The sequence below is a fragment of the Scopulibacillus darangshiensis genome, assembly GCF_004341035.1.
Classification (GTDB): domain Bacteria; phylum Bacillota; class Bacilli; order Bacillales; family Sporolactobacillaceae; genus Scopulibacillus; species Scopulibacillus darangshiensis.
On record NZ_SLXK01000047.1, the window covers coordinates 573 to 23445 of the forward strand.

At 44.2% G+C, this 22873-nt stretch carries 21 protein-coding genes and 1 riboswitch; of the genes, 9 read left to right on the forward strand and 12 right to left on the reverse strand.

Going from position 1 to position 22873, the window contains the following annotated elements; all coding sequences use genetic code 11:
• Positions 1 to 265: 265 nt before the first annotated feature.
• Positions 266 to 1096 (forward strand): octanoyl-[GcvH]:protein N-octanoyltransferase, encoded by an 831-nt coding sequence (gene lipL, locus EV207_RS19795; protein WP_132747891.1) that lies wholly within the window; start codon positions 266 to 268, stop codon positions 1094 to 1096.
• Positions 1097 to 1231: 135 nt separating this feature from the next.
• Here the strand turns inward: lipL and pta are convergent, their stop codons facing one another.
• A complete protein-coding gene (pta, locus tag EV207_RS19800; RefSeq protein WP_132747892.1) occupies positions 1232 to 2197 on the reverse strand; it encodes a phosphate acetyltransferase in 966 nt (321 codons plus the stop codon).
• Positions 2198 to 2432: 235 nt separating this feature from the next.
• Between pta and hemQ the strand changes: the two genes are divergently transcribed.
• Together hemQ and gerQ are read left to right on the forward strand one after the other, a co-directional pair.
• Positions 2433 to 3179 (forward strand): hydrogen peroxide-dependent heme synthase, encoded by a 747-nt coding sequence (hemQ, locus tag EV207_RS19805; RefSeq protein WP_132747893.1) that lies wholly within the window; start codon positions 2433 to 2435, stop codon positions 3177 to 3179.
• A gap of 284 nt (positions 3180 to 3463) precedes the next feature.
• Positions 3464 to 3889 carry a spore coat protein GerQ gene (gene gerQ / locus EV207_RS19810; RefSeq protein WP_132747915.1) on the forward strand — a complete coding sequence of 142 codons (426 nt, stop codon included), beginning with the start codon at positions 3464 to 3466 and terminating at the stop codon, positions 3887 to 3889.
• A gap of 42 nt (positions 3890 to 3931) precedes the next feature.
• Here the strand turns inward: gerQ and EV207_RS19815 are convergent, their stop codons facing one another.
• From EV207_RS19815 to recQ, 8 genes are all read right to left on the reverse strand, one after another.
• The gene (locus tag EV207_RS19815) at positions 3932 to 4309 is read right to left on the reverse strand and encodes a DUF423 domain-containing protein (protein ID WP_132747894.1); all 378 of its coding nucleotides are present in this window, start codon (positions 4307 to 4309) and stop codon (positions 3932 to 3934) included.
• 132 nt (positions 4310 to 4441) lie between these two features.
• On the reverse strand, positions 4442 to 4729 hold the full coding sequence (locus EV207_RS19820) for a hypothetical protein (protein WP_132747895.1): 288 nt from the start codon (positions 4727 to 4729) through the stop codon (positions 4442 to 4444).
• 134 nt (positions 4730 to 4863) lie between these two features.
• Positions 4864 to 5286 (reverse strand): DUF1499 domain-containing protein, encoded by a 423-nt coding sequence (locus EV207_RS19825; protein ID WP_132747896.1) that lies wholly within the window; start codon positions 5284 to 5286, stop codon positions 4864 to 4866.
• A gap of 229 nt (positions 5287 to 5515) precedes the next feature.
• Positions 5516 to 6208: a TerC family protein gene (locus tag EV207_RS19830; RefSeq protein ID WP_132747897.1), complete on the reverse strand. Its 693-nt coding sequence runs from the start codon at positions 6206 to 6208 to the stop codon at positions 5516 to 5518.
• A 350-nt stretch (positions 6209 to 6558) separates the two neighbouring features.
• Positions 6559 to 7422 (reverse strand): NAD(P)-dependent oxidoreductase, encoded by an 864-nt coding sequence (locus tag EV207_RS19835; protein WP_132747898.1) that lies wholly within the window; start codon positions 7420 to 7422, stop codon positions 6559 to 6561.
• 13 nt (positions 7423 to 7435) lie between these two features.
• Entirely contained in the window at positions 7436 to 8905 is a 1470-nt protein-coding gene (locus EV207_RS19840; RefSeq protein WP_132747899.1) for an amino acid permease, read from the reverse strand.
• A 128-nt stretch (positions 8906 to 9033) separates the two neighbouring features.
• The gene (locus EV207_RS19845; protein WP_132747900.1) at positions 9034 to 10509 is read right to left on the reverse strand and encodes an amino acid permease; all 1476 of its coding nucleotides are present in this window, start codon (positions 10507 to 10509) and stop codon (positions 9034 to 9036) included.
• Positions 10510 to 10604: 95 nt separating this feature from the next.
• A riboswitch (Lysine riboswitch) is annotated at positions 10605 to 10792 on the reverse strand.
• A gap of 353 nt (positions 10793 to 11145) precedes the next feature.
• Positions 11146 to 12936, reverse strand: a complete 1791-nt coding sequence (recQ, locus tag EV207_RS19850) for a DNA helicase RecQ (RefSeq protein ID WP_132747901.1) — start codon at positions 12934 to 12936, stop codon at positions 11146 to 11148.
• A 118-nt stretch (positions 12937 to 13054) separates the two neighbouring features.
• On the opposite strand from recQ, the gene EV207_RS19855 reads away from it, so the two are divergent.
• From EV207_RS19855 to EV207_RS19870, 4 genes are all read left to right on the forward strand, one after another.
• Complete coding sequence (locus EV207_RS19855; RefSeq protein WP_132747902.1) at positions 13055 to 13675, forward strand: NAD(P)-dependent oxidoreductase; 621 nt, start codon at positions 13055 to 13057, stop codon at positions 13673 to 13675.
• A gap of 119 nt (positions 13676 to 13794) precedes the next feature.
• Positions 13795 to 15282 (forward strand): M1 family metallopeptidase, encoded by a 1488-nt coding sequence (locus EV207_RS19860; protein WP_132747903.1) that lies wholly within the window; start codon positions 13795 to 13797, stop codon positions 15280 to 15282.
• Positions 15283 to 15766: 484 nt separating this feature from the next.
• Positions 15767 to 17026, forward strand: coding sequence for a YeeE/YedE family protein (locus EV207_RS19865; RefSeq protein WP_132747904.1), 1260 nt, complete (start codon positions 15767 to 15769; stop codon positions 17024 to 17026).
• Positions 17027 to 17376: 350 nt separating this feature from the next.
• A complete protein-coding gene (locus EV207_RS19870) occupies positions 17377 to 17853 on the forward strand; it encodes an Hsp20/alpha crystallin family protein (RefSeq protein ID WP_132747905.1) in 477 nt (158 codons plus the stop codon).
• A 46-nt stretch (positions 17854 to 17899) separates the two neighbouring features.
• Here the strand turns inward: EV207_RS19870 and EV207_RS19875 are convergent, their stop codons facing one another.
• The 3 genes from EV207_RS19875 to EV207_RS19885 all read right to left on the reverse strand — a co-directional run bounded on the left by EV207_RS19875 (position 17900) and on the right by EV207_RS19885 (position 19347).
• On the reverse strand, positions 17900 to 18124 hold the full coding sequence (locus EV207_RS19875; RefSeq protein ID WP_165887019.1) for a thiamine pyrophosphate-dependent enzyme: 225 nt from the start codon (positions 18122 to 18124) through the stop codon (positions 17900 to 17902).
• A complete protein-coding gene (locus EV207_RS19880) occupies positions 18108 to 18293 on the reverse strand; it encodes a hypothetical protein (RefSeq protein WP_132747916.1) in 186 nt (61 codons plus the stop codon). The genes EV207_RS19875 and EV207_RS19880 overlap by 17 nt, the downstream gene beginning before the upstream one ends.
• Positions 18294 to 18363: 70 nt before the next feature.
• Positions 18364 to 19347 carry an NADP-dependent oxidoreductase gene (locus EV207_RS19885; protein WP_132747907.1) on the reverse strand — a complete coding sequence of 328 codons (984 nt, stop codon included), beginning with the start codon at positions 19345 to 19347 and terminating at the stop codon, positions 18364 to 18366.
• Positions 19348 to 19582: 235 nt separating this feature from the next.
• Here EV207_RS19885 and EV207_RS19890 point away from each other — a divergent pair, with 235 nt between their 5' ends.
• Both EV207_RS19890 and EV207_RS19895 read left to right on the forward strand, forming a co-directional pair.
• On the forward strand, positions 19583 to 20809 hold the full coding sequence (locus EV207_RS19890) for an ATP-grasp domain-containing protein (protein WP_132747908.1): 1227 nt from the start codon (positions 19583 to 19585) through the stop codon (positions 20807 to 20809).
• 67 nt (positions 20810 to 20876) lie between these two features.
• A complete protein-coding gene (locus EV207_RS19895) occupies positions 20877 to 22847 on the forward strand; it encodes a hypothetical protein (protein ID WP_132747909.1) in 1971 nt (656 codons plus the stop codon).
• Positions 22848 to 22873 lie beyond the last annotated feature (26 nt).

Consider the following 22873-nt stretch of genomic DNA (forward strand, 5'->3'; position numbering starts at 1 on the left):
TTCGTCGCAAACCTGCAATGAAGTGTATTCTAGTCCGGTTATTGCTCCTTCGCTTCGCTGCGTCGCAGATCTTGCAGTGATGTGTCTTCAGGTAGTCTGGATATCTGCTCCTCCTCCTCGTTTCGTCGCAAACCTGCAATGAAGTGTATTCTAGTCCGGTTATTGCTCCTTCGCTTCGCTGCGTCGCAGATCTTGCAGTGATGTGTCTTCAGGTAGTAGATCTGGTATAATTAGGGGCGGAGTTTGCTTGTAAGGAGAAAAGAATATGGAATCAATACTTTATCAGCCTTTATGGCGAGTGATTGATCAATCAACATTAGGCCCAAGTTTCGAAGCGAAACAGTCCTTTGCAATAGATGACGCGCTTTGCCATTCAGTTGGTTACGGTGAATCAAGCTGTATTGCCAGAACTTGGGTTCATCATAATACAATCATCCTTGGGATTCAGGATAGCCGTCTCCCGCATTTGAAAGACGGGCTAGATTATTTAGCTTCTGAAAATCACCACTACGTTGTTCGCAATTCTGGCGGTCTTGCTGTTGTTCTCGATGAAGGTGTGCTGAATATTTCGCTTATTTTTCCTGAAAGGGAACATAATGTTTCAATCGATCAAGGGTACGAGGCGATGGTGGACTTCGTCCGAAAAATGCTTCATCCTTATGGTGTCGTATTCGAGGATCGGGAAATCGTCGGTTCATATTGCCCCGGCCGATATGATTTAAGCGTTGGCGGGAAAAAGTTTGCCGGCATCTCTCAACGTCGTTTGCGCCGAGGTGTCGCTGTCCAAATTTATTTATGTGTAGACGGCAGCGGCTCAAAGCGGGCTGAGGTTGTTGGCGAATTTTATAAACGAAGCTTAAAAGGCGAGGTCACACGCTTTGAGTATCCCGTAATCAAGCCGGAGACGATGGCTTCATTGTCTGAACTAACTGGCAAGCCCCTTACTGTAAGGGAGATCATGAACCAATTTTACCAAACGCTTCAAAGATTCGGCTCTGTTGTACCTTCAGGTTTGACTGAAGACGAAGCTAAGCGTTTCGATGATTATTACAGGCGCATGATTGAACGGAATGAAAAGGCTTTTGATTTTAATTAACAAACTTAACCCGAAAGCACTAGGCTTTCGGGTGGCTTGTGCCATTTCCATTGTTCCACGTGTAACCTTTTGTCGAGTCTCATTCCAATTAGGTCGCGCAATCTGCCACAGTTTAGAACCGGCACCAGTCACGAATCAATCGACTAGGCTTTGCAGCGCAGTGATCAAGGCCAATTTATAGACATCATCGACGGAGCAGCCTCTTGATAGGTCGTTGACTGGCTTGTTCAATCCTTGAAGAATGGGGCCCACAGCGTCATAGCCGCCGAGGCGCTGGACCATTTTATAGCCGATATTGCCGGCTTCAAGACTAGGGAAAACGAAGACGTTTGCCTTGCCGTCAAGTGGGGACCCGGGAGCTTTCTTTGCGGCAACCTCAGGAACATAAGCTGCGTCAAACTGACATTCCCCGTCTACTGTCAAATCAGGGGCTGACTCCCTCACAAGTTTTGTGGCTTCGACAACCTTATCTGCTTCCGGTGCCTCTGCTGAGCCTTTCGTTGAAAAGCTAAGCATCGCGACTTTAGGATCGATGCCGAAAGCTTTAGCAGTTGCTGCACTTTCCACGGCGATTTCGGCAAGGTCCCTGCTGTCTGGAGTAATGTTAATGGCGCAATCGGCAAAAACGAGCCGTTCATCTTCCTTCACCATAATAAAAGCACCTGAGCTTCGCTTCACTCCCGGCTTCGTTTTAATAATTTGCAGCGCAGGACGGACGGTATCCGCTGTTGAATGAGCAGCCCCGCTCACCAATCCATCAGCCTGCCCCGTGTATACCAATATTGTGCCGTAATAGTTCGCATCATGCAGCCATTCCGTCGCTTGTTCTTCGGTTGTCTTGCCCTTCCGCCGTTCGACAAGCGCCTTCACCAGCTCCAAAAAATTAGCATCTTGCTTTGGATGGCGGATTTCAAGCCTTCCCGCTTTTTCAAGCTCAAGAACTTTGCCGGCAAACGACTCTCGTTCTCCGACCAAAATAGGATGCAATATATTTTCATCAGCAAGCCTGACAACCGCTTCAACAATCCGTACGTCGCCGCCTTCAGGAAAAACAATCTTTGGTTTCGCTTGCCCAACTGTCGCCTTCATATCTTCAAACATAACAACATTTCCTCCTTATATCATCACTTCTATCCATAGATTACACCTAAGCTCTTCATTTTTAAACAACTAAGGCCATCTTCAAAATGATTTCCTATTTCCCCTAATTTTCTGTCCCACTTATGTCATCCACAATTTTTGACAAATCTGAAACAGTAATGTGGCTCTTTCGCGAAACAGGATTGTCTGTGATATATTTAAGAAGGATATTAGAAATTGTTAGGAGTGGGAAAGTATGAGTGAAGCGGCAAAAACGTTAGATGGCTGGTACTGCCTGCACGATTTCCGGAAAATTGACTGGGCTCTTTGGAAGAATTTAACGAGTGATGAGCGAGAGTCTGCAATCCAAGAGTTTAATTCATTTTTGGATAAATGGGATATCATGCAGCAAAACAAAGAAGGAAGCTTTGCCTTTTATTCGATCGTCGGCCAAAAGGCTGATTTTATGCTCATGTGGCTTAGACCGACTATGGTCGAACTGAACGATCTCGAAAACGCCTTTAATAAAACAAAAATGGCTGAATACACAATACCCTCGTATTCATATGTATCCGTTGTTGAATTGAGTAATTATATGGCGGCAAAGGACAGTGACCCTTCTGAAGATCCAAGAATCCAAGCAAGATTAAAACCAATTTTGCCAAAAACACAATATGTATGCTTTTACCCGATGGACAAGCGCCGTGAAGGCAATGACAACTGGTATATGTTGCCAATGAGCGAACGCCGAGAGCTTATGAAAAGCCACGGTCTTATCGGCCGCAGCTATGCAGGCAAGGTAAAACAAATCATCACAGGGTCAGTCGGCTTTGATGATTGGGAATGGGGCGTCACACTATTTGCCGAAGATGTCCTCGAATTTAAAAAACTCGTCTATGAAATGCGCTTCGATGAAGTCAGTGCCCGTTATGGGGAATTCGGCGCTTTTTATGTCGGTGCATTGCTTTCCAAAGAACGCTTTGCCCAAATGTTAACTATATAACACCCGGACTTAATACTCTTTAGCCTCCTTCAATTGAAGGGAGGCTTTTTTTAGGTATATTAGCTGTCGGTTTGTCATAAGAATGATGACAGAGCGTGAATTTAATTTGTCTTAAGCATCTATTTTAATAAGGAGCGTGATCTAAAATGGCCGATAAGCCATATTCACCAAGGAATTCACAAGGGGGATACGGGTCTTCCGCCTATCCTGGACCTCAGGGAGGCAGCCCGCAAAACCCCACTGGAGGAGGCGGAGCGCAACAAGGGCAAGCAGGCGGGGCGCCGATGCCATACGCTCCACAAGGACAGCAGGTCATGCCGCAAATGTTTACGGGTGCCGGCGGAGCCCCACAAGGCGGGCAGATGCCGCAGGGTTATATGCCTCAGATGGGAGCTCACGGTGGCAGTGCGCCTCCTCCAAGTGCATTTCAAGGTGTTCAAGGGGCACCTTATCTTAATCCTTTAACAGAGCAATCTTATATTGAGAATATTCTTAGATTGAACTTGGAAAAGGTTGCAACAGTCTATGCGACCTTTGAAGGCAATACAGAGTGGAACGCTAAAGTATTCCGCGGGGAAGTCGAAGCTGCGGGCCGTGACCATGTGATTATCAATGATACCTCAACAGGCACACGTTATCTCATTCCTATGGTTTATGTTGATTACATCACATTCCAAGGACCAATCAACTACGCTTATCCATTCCAATAAGATGAAACCCTCGAAATTCTTCTGAGGGTTTCTTTTTTTTCATTAATTTTTTACAAAAGCAATCACAACAAGCAGCCAGCTGACAAGAAAAGCCACGCCGCCGATTGGTGTAATTGCACCAAGAATGGAAACCTTAGTGATACTTAAAAGATATAAGCTTCCTGAAAAGATAACAATCCCTGCAAGCATCAGCCATCCTGCCCAGTTTAGCAGACCTGATTCACCACGAATCATAGTATTTGCCAAAATCCCTATTAAGACCAGCCCCAATGCATGCATCATTTGGTATTGCACACCGGTTTCAAAAATACTCATATAATGTTCATTCAGCTTATCCTTCAATCCATGTGCACCGAACGCACCAATAGCAACTGACAAAAAGGCGCAAATAGCTCCAATAATTACAAAAACCTTTCCCATCGTTTTCACATCCTTTATTTTTCGCGTTTTTTTCATCTTACCATAATTTACTTCTCGTTTTTTTCTATAAAAGTGAAGCCAGCGTGACATTTCTATGTAGAAAGCCGCCTTGAAAGCGGCTTATTGAAAGGCTTATCTGCTTTGCAAATATATGGTTAAAACCTCTTTCAGCTGATCGAATTGTTCGTCTGTATGAATAAGGTAATTGCCCTCATCTATTGAAGCTTGGAACGCTGAGATACCTTGTTCGTTAATAAAATCACTAAGATCCTGTATACGATCGTTTTGTGCAAAAAGAGGCTTAATGCCGACAAAGTCGTTGTTAACATACACATCGTAGCGTTCAGGTCCCTTTTCCCATCCTGACTCATCCTGTTCGTCATGGTCATAATGGAAAGGATAAAAAGGATTATTGTCCATAAAAATAAATCTCCCTTCCTTTTCAAGTTAACCGCGAGCGCCCTTGATTATGAGTGTTAATGTTTGGATGGGAGACACGCCTTTGGTCAACCCCCAATTTAAAAAAACTGCCTCCTTTAAAAGAGGCAGTTCCATCAATTTTCCTTTGTGATATGATAAGTCCGCTGGATAAAGCGGGCATATATGGATTGGAGCCACCTTTTGTTTGATCCGAAATCAGCAAAGCCAACTCGTGTTGCCGAGCGATAGTGAATGTGCTTGTCGGCAGAATCAAAATGAAATTCGGCATCATGGAAAAACTCGAAGACGAGTGTCCGATAGACAACATGGATGTAATCATCACTCTGCTCCTTAATCTCCACTCTTGGCATTGAGTGAATAACCTCGAGCAAAATCTTTTTTGCTTCGTCTATAGACATATTCTGATATGACATCGGAAGCATTTTTCGATTTAAATCATGATGCTCAGTTGATACACAATTTGGTGTTTTTGGGCATGGTGCCAGTTGGCCGTCCTGCAAGCCCAATGCTATACCCTTTTTATCTTTATCCATCATTCATCATCCTTATAAAGAAAACCTTATTTCTGCTATAATCGCCGCTTATATAAACGTATACGATTTCTTTAACCCTTCCCATTATAGTGCTTTTCTGCCAATAGGGTCAATGTGATTGCTGCTATTTAACGGATTGTTCATGAGATCGACATTTTATCCGCTCTGTCATCTCTCCCGGTCAATTTATAAGAACGAACGGAACAGTTAGACTGTCCCGCACTTGTATAACTTATTCACTTCTGTCGCTTTCTGTCCTTGCCTTTTTTTCCTTCTTTTTTTTCTTAACAAATAAACCTACCGCTACAACGATCACCGCTAATATGATGGGCAAGACCTTTTCATAAGGAATATCAAGGCCGTGGAACCAGCTATCGATCGCTTCATCAGCAAGCAGCATTTCTCCTGCAGTGTAGCCGAGGAGCGCGGCGCCGAGAATGATAATGATCGGAAAACGGTCCATAAGCTTCATTAGCAGCTGGCTTCCCCATATAATCAATGGAATGCTTACAGCTAGTCCTATAATTATAAGAAGAATACTGCCGCCCGCTGCCCCGGCAACGGCCACAACATTATCAAGACTCATGATCAGGTCAGCGATTATAATCGTCCTGATCGCACCCAATATATTAGAGCTGCCTTTCAAATCTGTCTCATCATCTTCAATTAATAAATTTATTGCAATATAGACTAGTAAAAGACCGCCGACAATTTTCACAAAGGGGATTTGCAGGAGCCAAACGGCGACAAAGGTTAACACAACCCTTAATACGATTGCACCGAAACTGCCCCAAAATATTGCTTTATTCTGCTGGCTCTTTGGTAAATTACGGCATGCCAAAGCTATAACAACGGCATTATCACCGCTGAGAACAATGTTAATTAGTATAATTTCCAGTAATCCGAATAAAAAAGTGCCATCCAAACAACAACATCCTCCTATTTTTATGCTATATAAAGTATACCCTCATTCAATACCAATCACAAAGAATTAACTATTGTTAATATGTCCAAAGGTTTGCGAAAAAATTTTAAAAACATCTACTATTCCCCTCGCCATTGTAATATAATTTTAATTGTTCTGAAACAAGGAGAAACTTCTGATCGCCCTTTTGACATGGCTATTGACACGCTGGGTGAAAAATAAAGAATGGGAGCTTTTAACAGAGATTGTCTATTTTATTCTAGTGGACACCCTGATTCTAACCTTCCTATTCGGCGGTTACACTTTTTATTAAATGGGGAAAACCGGGCAATAGCGCCCGGCTTTCTTATTTAGAGGTATGATTTGTACAAGACTTGAGTGCCGCTGTTTTCTTCGCCATTTTCGGCAAGCTCTTCATAAAGCTTTTTTGCCGACTCTAATCCCGGCGTCATCAGACCCATTTCTTTAGCCGTCTCTAGCGCTATTGTCATATCCTTTATAAAGTGCTTCACATAAAAGCCCGGCTTAAAATCGCCTTCCAGCATTCTAGGAGCAAGGTTCGAAAGCGACCAGCTGCCGGCAGCTCCGCTTGTAATGCTCTTTAGCACTTGCTCTTCATTTAATCCCGCGCGTTTTGCATAGGCCAGCGCCTCGCAAACACCCATCATATTAGACGCAATCGTTATTTGATTGCACATTTTCGTATGCTGGCCTGAGCCTGCCTTTCCTTGGTAAACAATATTCTCGCCCATTGCTTCAAAAATCGGCTTTAATTTATCAAAAGCTGACTTTTCTCCGCCGATCATGATGGATAATGTCCCTTTCTGTGCGCCGATATCCCCGCCAGAGACTGGGGCATCAAGGGCATGAATCCCGCGGCTGGACGCATCATTATAAATGTCCTCAGCAAGGGCGGGAGACGACGTTGTCATATCGATGACGTACGACCCTTTTTTCGCATGATTCAAAATACCATCCTTAAAATAGACGTCTTTGACATCCTTAGGGTAGCCGACCATTGTTACTACAACATCTGAAGCTTGTGTGCAGCTGCTGATTGTATCAAACCACCTGGCGCCATCATCCACTAAATCAAGGGCCTTTTCCTTTGTTCTATTATAGATATTGACCGAATAGCCGCCTTTAATAAGATTGCGAATCATTCCTTTTCCCATGACACCTGTTCCGATAAATCCAATCACCGGTTTATCCATTTTAAACGACTCCTTATTTGAACTCATCAAAATCAATTTTACACTTTTCAAGCGGAATGAGCTTTGTTCGTTTAATAAGTTTGTAGCCAAACCACAACACAAGAAACAAAGGTATACTAATATAAGCTACGGTTAGACTCATCCAGTCCACCTTACCGCCAAGAAAGGCTTGGTAATCCTGGGCAATAATGACAATAAGACAAACAATGGTTGCAAAGATCGGGCCAAATGGAAACCACTTAGCTCGATAAGGAAGCTGCTCCAAGGAATACCCTTGGGCCACAAAAGCCTTCCGGAAACGATAATGGCTGACCGCAATCCCCAGCCAAAAAATAAATCCTGTGACACCCGCGGCATTAAGGAGCCAAATATAGATAGCACCGTCACCAAAGATTGATGCCAGGAAGGCCAGCATGCCGACAACCGCCGTCATAATTAAGGCTGCTACCGGAATGCCCCGTTTGTTAAGTTTCGCAAAAAGACGCGGTGCTTGCCCGTCTTTTGCCATTGCATACAGCATACGGGTCGACGCATAAAGACTTGAGTTGCCCGCTGATAAGACGGCGGTTAAAATAACAGCGTTCATGACAGATGCCGCAAAAGCCAAACCTGCTCTTTCAAACACTTGAGTGAATGGGCTGACCATAACATTTTCGCTTTGAAGCGTATCATTCGTATATGGAATAATAAGTCCGATCACTAATATTGCTAGAACATAAAACAAAAGGACACGCCAGAATATCGTGCGCACCGCTTTAGGAACAGTCTTTCCAGGGTTTTCACTCTCGCCTGCCGCCACACCGACGATCTCTGTCCCCTGAAAGGAGAACCCTGCGGCAAGGAAAATACCAAGTGTCGCCAAAAAGCCGCCATGAAAAGGCGCGTCGCCAACAGTGAAATTTTTGAACCCTATTGGTTTACCGTTAAATACACCGATGATCATGAGAATGCCAACGATAATAAAGATAATAACAGTCGCCACTTTAATAAAGGAAAACCAATATTCCCCTTCGCCATAACCTTTTACAGAAAGGTAATTAAGAATGAAAATAATGACTAGAAACAGACCGCTCCATAGCATTGACGGTGAATCGGGAAACCAGAATTTCATAATAAGTGTTGAAGCTGATAATTCTGCAGCGAGTGTAATCGCCCAGCTATACCAATAATTCCAGCCTAAGGCGAAACCAAGTGCCGGATCAATGAAACGGGTTGCATAAGTGCTGAAAGAACCGCTTGTAGGCATAAATGCTGCTAACTCACCAAGACTTGTCATTATAAAATAGACCATGACGCCAATGATGAGATATGCAAGCAAGGCACCTCCCGGCCCCGCCGTATGGATAGCGGCCCCACTTCCCAGGAACAGACCCGTTCCAATAGCGCCACCCAAGGAAATCATCGTTAAATGACGGGATTTTAAGCCTCTTTTTAATTGATCATCCGTTAGATTTTTCTTGCCCTTTGCAGATTGTTCCGTCATGTTGTCACTCCTGTCCAAACCTAATGGTTTTATCCTCTCACAAATTTATTTTATTATAAATTTTATGCATTCTTTTGTCTATATGGAAAACGCACTGCCTGACCAGTGCGTTTTTTGCCAAAATTCAATCAGTCTTCTTGAGGACTTACATCACAATTTTTAAGAGGGATAACCTTGGAACCTGTCTTAAATTTGTATACAAGCCATACAATCAAGAATAACGGAATACCGATATAGGAGACAAGTATCCCCTTCCAATCAATGCCGTTCCCAATAAATGCATTATAATTCTGTCCGATAATGACAATAAGGCAAACGATGAAGGCAAAGATCGGTCCGAACGGAAACCATTTAGCCTGATAAGGAAGGTCTTTAAGCTGCTTGCCTTGTAACACATAAGCCTTCCGGAAACGGTAATGGCTGATGGCGATACCGAGCCATGCGATGAATCCTGACATTCCGGATGCGTTTAAAAGCCAAACATAGACCTGCCCATCCCCGAAAAGTGAAGCAAGAAAAGCAAGGGCCCCGACAGCTGCAGTAATGATTAGAGACCATATAGGAATGCCTCTCCGGTTAACTTTTCCTAGAAATTTGGGTGCCTTTCCCTCTTTTGCGAGCGCATACAGCATACGAGTCGATGCGTACAACCCAGAGTTGCCCGCCGAAAGGACAGCTGTAAGAATAACCGCATTCATGACGGATGCCGCAAAGGCAAGTCCCGCATTCTTAAAGACAAGTGTGAACGGGCTGACCATGATGTTATCACTTGCTAAATGACTGCTAGTGTATGGAATGATTAGACTGATCACAAAAATAGCTAAGACGTAAAAGAGCAAAATCCTCCAGAAGATGCTCCGTACCGCACGAGGGACGTTTTTCTCAGGGTCTTCACTTTCTCCTGCACTAATCCCCAAAAGCTCCGTTCCCTGAAATGAGAATCCCGCCGCGAGAAAGACGCCAAATGTCGCAAGCAGACCGCCATGAAACGGCGCATCACCGATAGTGAAATTTTTGAACCCAATCGCATTGCCATTCATAATACCAAAGATCATTAATAATCCGACTATAATAAATATAATAACTGTAGCCACTTTTATAAATGAAAACCAGTATTCAGATTCCCCATAACCTTTGACCGATAAAACATTTAGTCCAAAAATAATGGCAAGAAACAAAGCGCTCCAAAGAATGGAAGGGCTGTCCGGAAACCAAAATTTCATAATAAGCGTTGCTGCTGAAAGCTCTGCAGCCAACGTTATCGCCCAGTTATACCAATAGTTCCAGCCTAGGGCAAAGCCAAAGGAGGGATCGACAAACCGGGTCGCATATGTGCTGAATGAACCGCTTGTCGGCATAAAAGCGGCAAGCTCTCCGAGACTCGTCATTAGAAAGTAAACCATGACCCCGATAATGATATAGGCTAAGAGAGCGCCTCCCGGGCCGGCAGAATGGATCGCTGTCCCGCTTGCAAGAAAAAGCCCCGTACCGATTGCGCCCCCGAGTGAAATCATGGTGAGATGCCTTGGCTTCAAACCCCTTTTCAGCTTATTCTCCCCGCCGGTTGGAGGGTTTACGGCATCTGGTGAATGATTGTTGTTCATCAAATCTCCCCTTTTATTGTGTGATTCGGAAGGAAATGGGTACAAAAAACCGTCGAATGCGCTTCGACGGTTAAAATAGAGCCCCAAACATACCTTCCATCGATAGCTCAACACGTTAATAAAATTAACGTGACAGTTCTGTTCCTATTCGGAGACAGCCCCAGCCCGCCAAGTAAAGGATGATTGCGCGGACTTCGGCGGCTTTTCCTTTCATGGCAGTTTCATAGACTCACCTTTAGTCTCCTCTGCATTACTCATAAAAACCGCGACCTCTACCCCATCTAAGTATATGATGAGGATTTGTGTCTATTCAGTTGAACAACAGTGATGATTATACATAACTTATCTCTAATGTTCAACTAAACGAAGATTCGGAATTATGAGTGTAGACCCTTTGCAGAACAGCGGTCTTAGTTCAATGTTCAGATCCCCCTTTTCTGTATATTTTAATTAATTCTCTCTCCTATAGTAAATCACCTTTATTTGTTGATTAGTTAGGTAATTCTAACTAATGCTCGACAAGATTCCCCTTATTTCATCATTATCTATTATTATTCCCCGGGAAATTCCCCAAAATAAATAGAAGCGGATTCAAAATAACAGCCTGCAGCATTGCTGTCTCGAATCCGCCTCATATTATGTGGTGCCCGAAAGATTTCCCTTTGCCGTATAGCTCAAAATAATTTCCAGAAAGGCTTCGCCATATAATTCCCATTTGCGCTGACCAACACCCTTAATAGCAAGCATGTCGCTTTGCCCTGATGGACATTTTGCACTCATCTCATGAAGGGTTTGGTCGGTAAAAACAACATAAGGCGGCACTTTTTCTTTGACTGCAATCTGCTTTCTTAGCTCCCTTAGTTGTTCAAACAGTTCATCATCGACAACAAATTGCTTTGCTTGAACCTTTTCCTTTTTCAAAACGGCTTCCTCACCGCGTAGCACCGGGATTGCTTTGTTTGTAAGAGTTAATACAGGATAAGTGCCATTTGCAGGGGACAAATATTGCTCAGCCGTCAGATAATCAATAAACTCACTGACTTCCTTCTGAGTCCTCCCCTTCATAATCTTGTATGTTGGCAGCTTATCGAATCCGAAGCTTCTTATTTTTTGATCTGATGACCCTGTTAAAACCTTGGCAATAAAAGTCTTGCCAAACTTCCCTCTCATTCTTTTTATACATGAGAAGACCATCTGTGCTTCTTTTGTTACCTCAATTTCAGGCCGCTCATCCGTACAGCTGCTGCAATTGCCACAATCATTGGCATCCATCTCACCGAAATAAGCCAGTATATATTTCTGAAGACACCCTTCAGTATGACAATAGCCGACCATTTTTTGCAGCTTCTCATGTTCATTATCTTTATGATCCTGATCCATTTCTGATTGCTCAATAAGAAACTTCTGAATATGAATGTCCTGAGGACTGTATAGGATCGTACATTCCCCCGGTTCCCCGTCACGGCCGGCCCGGCCAGCTTCTTGGTAGTATGCTTCAATGTTTTTCGACAGATTGTAATGAATAACATAGCGGACATTCGATTTGTTGATGCCCATGCCAAAAGCGGAGGTTGCCACCATCACGGTTAGATCATCATAAAGAAACCGCTCCTGATTCTCATTCCTCTCATTTTCTGCCATCCCAGCATGATATTTCCCAGCTTGAAAGCCTTTTTTTATAAGATAATGGTGAAGCCGATCCACTTCTTTCCTTGTAGCAGCGTAGATGATTCCGGATTGGGCGCTGTTTTTCTTGATGTAATCATTAATAAAGGCATCACGGTCCTGCCCTTTAATCACTTGAAAAAATAGATTGTCCCGGCCGAATCCTGTTAGAATCACATCACTGCGGTCAATCTGTAAGAGGTCACAAATATCATCAGCCACTTTAGGTGTTGCCGTTGCTGTTAACGCTGCTATAACCGGATGTGAGTGAATGCGATCTATCATCTCTTTGATCAGACGGTAGCTTGGCCGGAAGTCATGCCCCCATTGGGAGATACAGTGAGCTTCATCAACGGCTACCAACGACACGTCCATTCGGTCCAGTGCATGCAAAAAGAGCTGTGACCCAAGCCGTTCGGGTGCTATGTAAATAAGTTTGTATTCACCAATGATGGCACCGTTCAGCCTCTCATTGGCCTCTGCTGCTGATATCGAGCTATTAATGTAAGTAGCTGGAACACCCACTTTTTCAAGTGCATCGACTTGATCCTTCATCAGTGAAATCAGCGGAGAAATCACCAATGTGACCCCTTGAAACATCAGCGCTGGTATTTGATAACATATTGATTTCCCTCCGCCTGTCGGCATGATGCCAACCACATCGCGACGCTGCAGAATCCGTTTTATAATATCCTCTTGTCCTTTTCGAAAGGACCCGTAACCGAACGTAGCTTTCAAAAGCTGTTGTGCTTCACTTATCATATTGCACCACCTAGTTTGTTCCGAATAAAAATAGCTTTCTCTTATTCCATATTACCGCACATGATAGAATGTTGACTATACCCTGCAAAGAGATTATAAGAATGTGGAGTGTGAAACTATGAATCTGCTTATTCTTGGAGCGACCGGGCGTGTCGGTCGTGAGGTTGTAAGATTAGCTTTGGAAGACCAGCATAATGTCACAGCTTTTGTAAGGGACCCGGCTCGACTCGGCTTGTCCCATCCTAAGCTTCATGTTTTGAAAGGTGATGCCACTCAAGCAAGTGATCTATTGTCTGCGGTGAAGGGACAACATGCAGTACTCGGCGCCCTTAGCACTGATGGCGGAAGTACCCTGTCAATAAGTATGCCGCTCATTGTTAAAGCCATGGAAAAAGAAGGTGTCAAACGGATTGTCACAATCGGCACGGCAGGGATTCTTAACAGCAGGGAGAATCCTGAGATCTTCCGGTTCCAATCAAATGAATCCCGGCGAATTATGACCCGCGCCGCTGAGGAACATCTTAAGGCTTTTGAAACCCTAAAAAAGTCCTCCTTGCAGTGGACGGTGGTTTGCCCTACATATCTGCCTGATGGCGAATCAGAAGGCAGATACCGTGTTGAAGCGAATATGCTGCCAAACCGCGGGGAGAGAATCAGTGTGTGTGATGCTGCATCTTTCGCCTACAACCAGCTCGCGGACGAGAGCTATCTTTATCGCCGGGTTGGCATTGCTTATTAAAGGGGTCTGACCCCGAGGGGTCAGACCCCTCCTCCTAAAAAATGCATCCATAGTCGGAAGGCATTCCCATTGATTGATGGAATAGCTTTTAGTAATCAAAAACTTTGGGAGGAATTTGAATGTCAGTAAAAAAATTAATACGTCACGCATGCCAAACCCTTGCAGGCGGTGTTCTGGCTTTTACAATAGCCATCCCGCAAGCGGCGGCAAACGACAATCCCCATGGGGCTTACAAGCCGGGCCACTTTCCTAAGCTAGAAGAGATTCATACGCCAAAAAATGTGAAGCACCCTAGCAATGGCAAGCGTGTCCTAGGGCCGGGGCATCCTAAATACACTATGAATGTTACATACAATAGTAAAAACCATACCATCTCGGGCCATATGACAGTGGCTTTTAACAACAACCTGCACAAAAATCTTAATAGGCTCTACTTTAACCTCTGGGGAAATGCAAGTGTCTTTGAGGAGAATGGCGGTGGCATGACAGTGAGCCATGTCAAAATAAATGGCAAAAAGGCTGCCTATATTGTCAATGATACGAAGCTTAAAATCTCAGGGTTGTCATTAAAGGCTAATAAAAAGGTCACTGTTGGCATGGATTTCAATGTTAGCTTACCTCATCAGCAAGACCGCTTTGGCTGGAATAAGACAACCGTTTCCCTAGGTAACTGGTTCCCGATTCTAGGGGTCTATGACGAAGAGGGCTGGAATCTTGACCCTTACTATGCTTATGGGGAATCCTTTTATTCATTAACTGGGGATTTCGATGTAACATTAACAACTGATAAGGACCAGGTCATTGCCGCATCGGGTACAGAAGTGGGGAAAGCAAAAATTATGAGCAGCCAGGCTGTCCATCACTATAAAGCACATAATGTCCGTGACTTCGCAATGGAAATGGACCCTACTTACCATGTAAAATCGACTACTGTTAACAAAACGAAAATCAATGTCTATTATACCGATGAACAAGCAAAATATGCTGATGCCATGCTTGAATCCGGTCATGACAGCATCGCTCTATTCAGCAAAAAGTTTGGCAAATACCCATGGCCTGAGCTGGATGTTGTCAGCATGGAAGGCTGGTTCGGCGGCATGGAATATCCGCAGCTTGTCATGATCAGTCTCCCTGGTGAACGTTCACAAAACTGGGTCAAATCAGTGACTGCACATGAAATTGGCCACCAATGGTTCTATGGCATCATTGGTGATAATGAGTATGATGAACCATGGCTTGATGAATCATTTGCAGATTTCTCAGCTGCTCTTTATGATGGTGAGCTGAATCAATTAACTACACCGGCACCACAACAAGATTATTTCCATTTATCTTCACCTGTCTCGACATTTACTGCACATGCTGATGAAGGTGGAATAAACGCTTATTACAATACCATTTATGGTTATGGCTCACGTACGGTTAATGATCTGAGATTAAAGCTTGGGGATCAGCAATTTTATAAATCGATGCAAACTTATTTTAAAAAGAAAAAGTTTGGAGTTTCGACGACCGCCGATTTTATTAAAATTATGGAAGACACAAGCGGCAAAGACTTATCGGCATTCTTCAAAAACCACCGTGTTTTCGTTTCGGACCAGCAATAAAAAATGAGGCTGTAACAGAAGTTTTTTCTAATAGAAAAATCCGAACTTATTTAGACATTCTATCTAGTTCGGATTTTTATTTATACAGAAGAAACAACGAAACGCTACGTCAAAATACTTCGCTTTCCACGGGCACGGCCTCAGCCTCTTCAGAAAGCAAAAAACGCTTTCTTGGTTAATCAGAAAGTATAACTTTCTGACGCACATAAGTGCAACTACGCCTCTGTCTTCACCAAAGGCTCGCGAATCGGCGAGTTTTCTTTACGGGGTCTTCGGACACGTGCTGTTCCCGTAGGAGTCTTTCGTATTTTGACTACGCTTCGCATTTGCAATGATACTTTTCAAACTTTATTGTTCGGCATATGAATGAACTCTTTTAGTTTTGTCCCAGCCTCACTTTTTTAGTTCCATTTTCACCCCAAATGTAGTATTATATTAAGCACCATAAAACCAACTTATTTTATAGGATTAGGGGTGATTGTAAATGGCTTTAGCAACTGCTGAAAAATCGTCTTCAACCAAACAGGCTGATCTTAAGGCTGAAAAACCAAAGCTTGGCTCACCACAAACTATTTTGATTTCACTATCTATCGTTCTAGCACTTATTCTTAGCATTGTCATCATTAACATCGGCGGGATCAAGGAGGGTATTCTTCTTTGGCTCGGTTTATTGCTTGGTTTTACACTATTCCATGCCAGATTTGGTTTTACATCCGCGTTCCGAAGATTTATGTCAGTCGGCAACGGGGAAGCCATTCGGGCTCATATGCTAATGTTAGCTGTAGCCAGTACGTTATTCGCTATCATTTTTGCAACACATACAAGCTTCTTCGGCGGACATCCCGAACAAAATCTTCACCCCATCGGAGTGAGTCTGATTGTCGGATCATTTATGTTCGGCATCGGTATGCAGCTCGGTGGCGGCTGTGCGTCAGGAACACTATACGCTGTCGGCGGCGGCCGCTCAGAAATGTTCTTGACCTTACTCGCTTTTATCGTCGGTTCGGTGTTCGGTGCCTGGCATTTTGATTTCTGGGTCAATCAAATGCCATCATTCAAACCATTTTCCCTTGCTACAAGTACAGGTCTTGGCTGGTTTGGCGGCTGGATCATTCAAATGGTCATATTCGGAGTTATTACATGGATCACATTGATCGTGGAAAAGAAGCGCCGTTCACCAAAGCTCGGCCCATTACCGAGCACAAATGGATGGAAACGCATCTTTCGCGGCTCCTGGCCGCTCCTCGTTGGCGCGGTTGCCCTCGCTGTTCTTAACGCCGCAACATTAGTTGTTAAAGGCAGTCCTTGGGGGATTACGTCGGGCTTTGCATTATGGGGATCAAAAGCTGCAAATGCCTTAGGAATTAATGTCGGGCAATGGGGATATTGGTCTGGCGACCGTGCCGCCTCCTTGCACGAATCAGTTTTTGCACATTCGACGAGTGTGATGGATTTCGGCATCGTCATTGGAGCTCTAGCAGCGTCAACGCTTGGCGGGGTTTTCCTAATGAAAAAAATCCCGCTTCGCCAGGCAATGGCTGCTATTATCGGCGGGCTCCTGATGGGTTACGGTGCAAGACTTGCCTTCGGATGTAACATCGGCGCTTATTTCAGCGGCATCGCATCCTTTAGTCTACATGGCTATGTCTGGATGATCATGGCTATGCTCGGAACTTTTGTTGCTCTGTACTTGCGTCCGTTATTCGGCATGTCAGTGCCAAAGTCATCCGATAAGTTTTGTTAAAAAGAATTTGCTATTGAATTAAAATTGCCCCCTTTCTGGTGAAATGGGGGCTTTTTCTACGGGTCTATTTTTTATGATCAAAACCGACGCTGGCCCCTTTGACGGGTACGTCTTATTGCTGACCTTGGGTGTACCAGCACCCTTGGTCTCCGCTCCTAGATGGATTGGAAAAGGCAACGCCGACCCCCATGAATTGTCCGTCTATTGCATAAACTCACTCCAACCCTAATTTTCCCTTTATAAATTCCCCGCTTTTTATCACTCAAATCCATATCTGCCCATACCAACTGTACATCCCGACCATAAGATATTTATGTAACCTTTTTATCCTTATCAGAGGAGGGATATCCGTGGATAAGAATGATAAAAACCGGCCGAAAAAGAAATCTATGCCAATGGGGAACAATATTATGAGGCAGATCGATGACTTTTTCGCCAGTGAACCTTATCGGGGGATTCTTGATTCCATTGATTCCTTTTTTCAGCAGGGTCCCGGGTTTCAACCCCACTTCCCCGTAGATCTATATGAAACAGCTGATGATTGGGTCGTTAAAGCGGATCTTCCGGGTGTGGATCGGGAAAATATTCACATTGAAACGATGGGAGACAGACTGAAAATAGCTGTCGTCAACGACGAATTAACCGAAGAAAGCCATGATGTCCACAACTATTACCATCGGGAAAGACGGATGCAAAAAAGAGAGCGGGTCGTCGCCTTGCCTTATAGCATCTACAAACAGCGCACGAAGGCAAAGTTCCACAATGGCATCCTAGAAATCCGTGGACCAAAGTATCCTAAAACGAAAAATACATTGGATATTGAGTAAAGAAACTCATAAACCGCCCCGAGCCATTCGGGACGGATTTATGATTTCAACAGAGTAAATAGGCATTTTGCTTTGCAAAAACTTCACCTAGTGCACGAAGCAATTCCGGGACATCCAAACGTTCCATCTTCACTTCTATGAAGACAAGCTTGTCATAATGCCACACATTAATATCATTATATTCTTGATCAGGCCCGTGAATCGCACGTTCGACTGAGTAATTTAGAAAAAGAGAGAGAACTTTCTCCCTCTTCTTAATCCCTATCGTCACCTGGTGCAACGTCACCATCGGAAAGCTTGGTAACACGCGTGAAATCGCCTGCCTCAATTTCTTCCTGACTGGCATCGGCACTCAGTTCTTTATCATCATCAATGCCTGGGGCAACGGTCGGACCTTCCGCTTCTTTATCACGGTTGCGACGTCTTTTCCATTTGTCCAATGTTTTCACCTCGGAAAGATATTTAATCCTATCTTTCCCGGAAAGCCTGCAATTATGACGAATCTGCCCATTAGCTGCTCTCCTCCTCGTTTTCTTTGCTTTCCTTATGTTCTTCATCTTCCTTAATCTTAATGACGATTTTCCCCTTGACATGGCCAGTCTCGCTTAATTCGTGCGCCTCTCTTAAACCATCCTGACCAAAGTCAAAGACCTTGGCAATCTGCGGCTTTAATTCACCGTTTGCCATTAGCTCTGCAAGCTTTTCCAGCTGTTCGCCGTTTGGCTCAAGCCAAACGAAGCCGGCTTTGACATCATGTTTTCGGGCTTTACCCTCGTCAGGCGGCTGAACGATCGATACAAGCACACCGCCTTTTCTAAGAACCCGAAAACTTCTTTCCTGAACCTTGCCGCCAATTGTGTCCAGGACAATATCTACATCTTCAAGCTCCTCATCGAAGTCTGATGATTGGTAATTTATAAATTGATCGACACCTAATTGTTGGGCAATTTCGGCACTGTTGCTGCCTCCTGTCGCGATAACCTGCGCTCCAAAGTGCTTTGCGATTTGAATTGCCATACTGCCGACACCGCCTGCTCCGGCATGGATCAGAACCCTGTCACCCTCTTCAATATGGGCAAAGTCAACTAAGCATTGCCATGCTGTCAAACCTGCCAATGGCACAGCTGCCGCCTTGATGAACGCCGTTTCTTTCGGCATTTTTGCCACAAGACTTTCATCCGCCGTCACATACTGAGCATACGTCCCTCGTTCCGTTGTCGCCGGCCTTGCAAACACTCTGTCCCCCACCTCAAACTTTTCTACCTTAGTCCCAACTTTACTTACGACTCCCGCTGCATCCCAGCCAAGGATAATTGGAAATTTAAATGGCAGCCTTCCTTGCAAATAGCCTTCTCTCACCTTCCAGTCAATCGGATTAATCGATGTCGCATATAATTCGATCTGCACTTCTTTTGCCTTTGGAATCGCCTTTGGGAATTCTATTTCTCTCAAACGGCCTTTATCCCCGTATTCATTAATCACGATGGCTTTCATTAGACTTCCTCCTTGATAAAATCGGCATGATCCGAGGATTATAGTCCCCCAAAAAGGACAAAAGCATCCGTCATGACAGGGATGTTCTCATATTCTATGACATGCCATACATAGACTTAACGATAGGGAAAACAAGGGTTAGGTCATCGATTTTACGGGTATAGGTGTCATAACATGTTTTATAAACCTTTTGTTTCAACCCCTTAAAAAAGGAGAAACTAGGAGTGATTTGGACATGACGGAAATGAATCAAGAAAAATCGGCTAGAGTTGCACTTATAGGATGGAGTTTAGAAGCAATCGAAGCTGTTGATAGAATGGATCGTCCCTTTGTTGTGGTTGGCCCGCCGGATTTCGAAACTTATGCATTGGAGCATGGCATCGATTTCGTGAGTTGGGAGTTCGATCGAATTAATGAAAAATCAGGTGAATTATATGATACATTGAACGAATTAGGTGTCGAAGTCGCCGTTCCGCTTTATGAGGAAACAGTTGAATGGGCCGGTGCTCTTAATTCCCGTTTCCAAGATGACATGCGCGTCTTTAACCGCTCCATGTTATTTAGGGATAAAGGATTAATGAAACGGAAAGCGCAAATGTCCGGCATCCACGTCGGAGTTTTTGAAGAAGCCCGCTCCAAGGAAGATGTTATCCGGTTTTTGAAGCGAGTTAACACGGCTTTATTAAAGCTTGAGGGTGATCCAAATGATCCCATTCATTTAAAACCTTTTGATGCGGCCGGCTCAGTCGGACACAGGGTCATTCAAACAGCGGAGGATGTTGATGCACTCTCAGATAACGAATTTCCTTGTTTATTAGAGAGCCATCTTGATGGACAAGAGTTTTCCTGTGAAGCTTTCATTCACGACGGTAAGATCTACTTTCTGAACATTACGGAATATGTCCATCTTGGCCACTCTAATTTCGTCCCTGCCTCCCCCGCTCTTGAGGAAAAGCGGCCTTTAATTAAAGCGGCGATACAAGATCTGGTTGATTCGTTCCAAATTAGGTACGGTGTCATTCATCCCGAATATTTTATCACCTCTGACAATAAGCTCCATTTTGGTGAAGTGGCAGCAAGAGTGCCAGGAGGGCATATTTTTCAACTTATTGAACGCGCTTACGGTTTCAGCCCGTATCAAGCCCAGGTTTTGTGCAGTGACCCGAAGACGACAGAGGACGAGCTGCTAAGGTTTTTCCCAAGTGATAAAGATGCTGTTGGATATGCCGGCAGCTTAATGGTTTATCCAAAAATGAAATTTATCGAGCGTTTAAACCTGCCGGATGAACTTGAATCTCACCCTTATTTTGAGAAACATGACATGTTTACACCTGAAACAAGTAAAGTGGCTGACCGGGTCGGCTTTGGCAACCACTATGGCACTGTATTCTTTTTCGGAGAAGACAGTCACACAATGACTGATTTATTAACAAAATATGAAGAGCACGATTTTTATTTATAACCCTGTCCACTAAAAGTCAGCCGGGTTTCTATAAGAAGCTGCATTAATTTAAAAGGAGAATGTTGAAATGTCGAATCTTACTGCAAAAACCTTTGATGATTTTTCTAAAGCTTTCGACACATTGGAGAATGCCAAATCCTTTGCAAAGACACTGCATCGCAATGAGGTGCTGCAGCTTGCAAGGCGTATGATGCAGGATAAAAAAGGCATTGAGCATCTTTATGGTTTTGCTGATCAATTTGAAGAAGCCGGTCTGTTCACAGATACCCCTTGGGAGCAGCCTTCCAAACTGCAGCCTATACTTGTGGCCGGTACGTTGAAAGCCACGGGAAACACCGCTTTGCTGGAGGTATTAAGCGAGTTACGAATGTTAGCAATAGCTAAAGGGAGATATGAGAACAGTCAGGTCACGTCTAAAGACGCTTCCTATTTCTTGAATGAGGTTATGGCTCATAACATTAATCTGTTGTTTCCAGATACATCTGAGTCTTCAAGGATAGAAGCCGGACCTGAAACAGAGCGCGCCAATATCCTTTTTCAATTTTTAGCAGACCATCTCTCCTTAAATGCAATTCTCCATAGCTTACTTTCCGAAATCGACAGGCTGGCTCTGCAGCGCCCGATTATGGTCAATCGCATTACCAAGATGATTCTAACCGCAAAAGAAGCAGTCACAAAAACAACAACAAAAGCGGACCGGGAAAAATTAAAAAAGTATGAAACAGCCATTTCTGGCCCTACGCCGATCAGTAAAAAGGTACTAAACAGCGTGGGTTATGAAAATTTAATTAAAACGGCCGGCCAGAATGAACTTTATCGTGAAGCGGAGCTTTTTAGTGAATCGATGACAAAGACAGGTCTCGTTTGTCCTTATCATGCTGATTTCCTTCGTTACATCAATAAAGCAAAACCTGAGCTGGTCGGAACGGCCTTGTGTCTTAGTGACAAAGGAAAAGCCAATTTTGAAGAGCACGTTGCTCTCATTCAAAAAATGATCGATATCGCTGTCTTTCCTGCCACATGCCAATCCATTTATGGGTTATCCTTGTTGCTTAATCGCGGTGTGTTGTCATCCCTGCCTGTGGCACCGGGCCTGCGCCGCCTGATTGATCTTGACATCCATCCTGAGGTTGGGAAAACCCTCGAGTCCCAAGGGGTGACACCTAACGGGGTAATGGTCGCCGGTACAATCAGCGTATTAGGGCAGCCTTTAGGAATCGGTCAAGGGATGAATCCGACTTGCCAATCAGCCAGAGGCATTAGCCTTTGGGCCCAGCATGCACCAGGCAAACTTTTGGAGCTTATAGCTAAAGCGGCAAGAGACCGGGAAATTGAGATGCCCCTTGAAGGGTCAGCGATTAATTCGAAATCTTTGGCTGGGGGTTTGGCCCCTGATTTGAATAAAGAATTGGATCCAATTTCATTAATCCTTGTCCCGCATTTGGATCGGATTTATGATGAGATGATGAAGCGGATGGTCTTTCGCGGTGAGGACGGCCATAAGTGGGTCAATCCGGCAATCTATGGCCGTTGGGTTTCAGACGGCTTTACTGCTGTGACTGATCCATACACAAGTGTTATTTCAGATTATGAAGGCTTTGTCCGCCGCTTTTATGCTACACACCACCCTGACTATAATGGCGGTCATGAATTGATTTATCCAAATCCGGTGGGTATTTTCATCACTAACGTTCATGCCAATCTGCTTGGGCTCCATGCCATCTCTATACAGAGGATCAAGGCTGACCCGAGCGGTGTTATGAGGGTTTATTTTTACAATCCGAATAACGATGGCGGGCAAAATTGGGGGCAGAATATCATTTGTTCAATTTTTGGAAATGGCGAAGAAGAGGGCGAATCTTCACTTCCCTTTCATGAATTTGTCTCCCGAATGTATGCTTTTCATTATGATCCTTTTGAAATTGGGGAAACACAAGCCGTTAATGATGATGTGATAAAAAAAATTGAAACACTCGCCCGTGATAGCTGGGGAAAAAATTATGTCTGGGCCGCACAGCCCGGAGCAAATATGTATTAAAGAAAAAGGCTGCCGGAAGATTTCGG

Coding starts and splice junctions, on each gene's coding strand:
- lipL (WP_132747891.1), top strand. CDS start 266: ATGGAATCAATACTTTATCAGCCTTTATGGCGAGTGATTGATCAATCA.
- pta (WP_132747892.1), bottom strand. CDS start 2,197: ATGTTTGAAGATATGAAGGCGACAGTTGGGCAAGCGAAACCAAAGATT.
- hemQ (WP_132747893.1), top strand. CDS start 2,433: ATGAGTGAAGCGGCAAAAACGTTAGATGGCTGGTACTGCCTGCACGAT.
- gerQ (WP_132747915.1), top strand. CDS start 3,464: ATGCCATACGCTCCACAAGGACAGCAGGTCATGCCGCAAATGTTTACG.
- EV207_RS19815 (WP_132747894.1), bottom strand. CDS start 4,309: ATGGGAAAGGTTTTTGTAATTATTGGAGCTATTTGCGCCTTTTTGTCA.
- EV207_RS19820 (WP_132747895.1), bottom strand. CDS start 4,729: ATGGACAATAATCCTTTTTATCCTTTCCATTATGACCATGACGAACAG.
- EV207_RS19825 (WP_132747896.1), bottom strand. CDS start 5,286: ATGATGGATAAAGATAAAAAGGGTATAGCATTGGGCTTGCAGGACGGC.
- EV207_RS19835 (WP_132747898.1), bottom strand. CDS start 7,422: ATGGATAAACCGGTGATTGGATTTATCGGAACAGGTGTCATGGGAAAA.
- EV207_RS19840 (WP_132747899.1), bottom strand. CDS start 8,905: ATGACGGAACAATCTGCAAAGGGCAAGAAAAATCTAACGGATGATCAA.
- EV207_RS19845 (WP_132747900.1), bottom strand. CDS start 10,509: ATGAACAACAATCATTCACCAGATGCCGTAAACCCTCCAACCGGCGGG.
- recQ (WP_132747901.1), bottom strand. CDS start 12,936: ATGATAAGTGAAGCACAACAGCTTTTGAAAGCTACGTTCGGTTACGGG.
- EV207_RS19855 (WP_132747902.1), top strand. CDS start 13,055: ATGAATCTGCTTATTCTTGGAGCGACCGGGCGTGTCGGTCGTGAGGTT.
- EV207_RS19860 (WP_132747903.1), top strand. CDS start 13,795: ATGTCAGTAAAAAAATTAATACGTCACGCATGCCAAACCCTTGCAGGC.
- EV207_RS19865 (WP_132747904.1), top strand. CDS start 15,767: ATGGCTTTAGCAACTGCTGAAAAATCGTCTTCAACCAAACAGGCTGAT.
- EV207_RS19885 (WP_132747907.1), bottom strand. CDS start 19,347: ATGAAAGCCATCGTGATTAATGAATACGGGGATAAAGGCCGTTTGAGA.
- EV207_RS19890 (WP_132747908.1), top strand. CDS start 19,583: ATGACGGAAATGAATCAAGAAAAATCGGCTAGAGTTGCACTTATAGGA.
- EV207_RS19895 (WP_132747909.1), top strand. CDS start 20,877: ATGTCGAATCTTACTGCAAAAACCTTTGATGATTTTTCTAAAGCTTTC.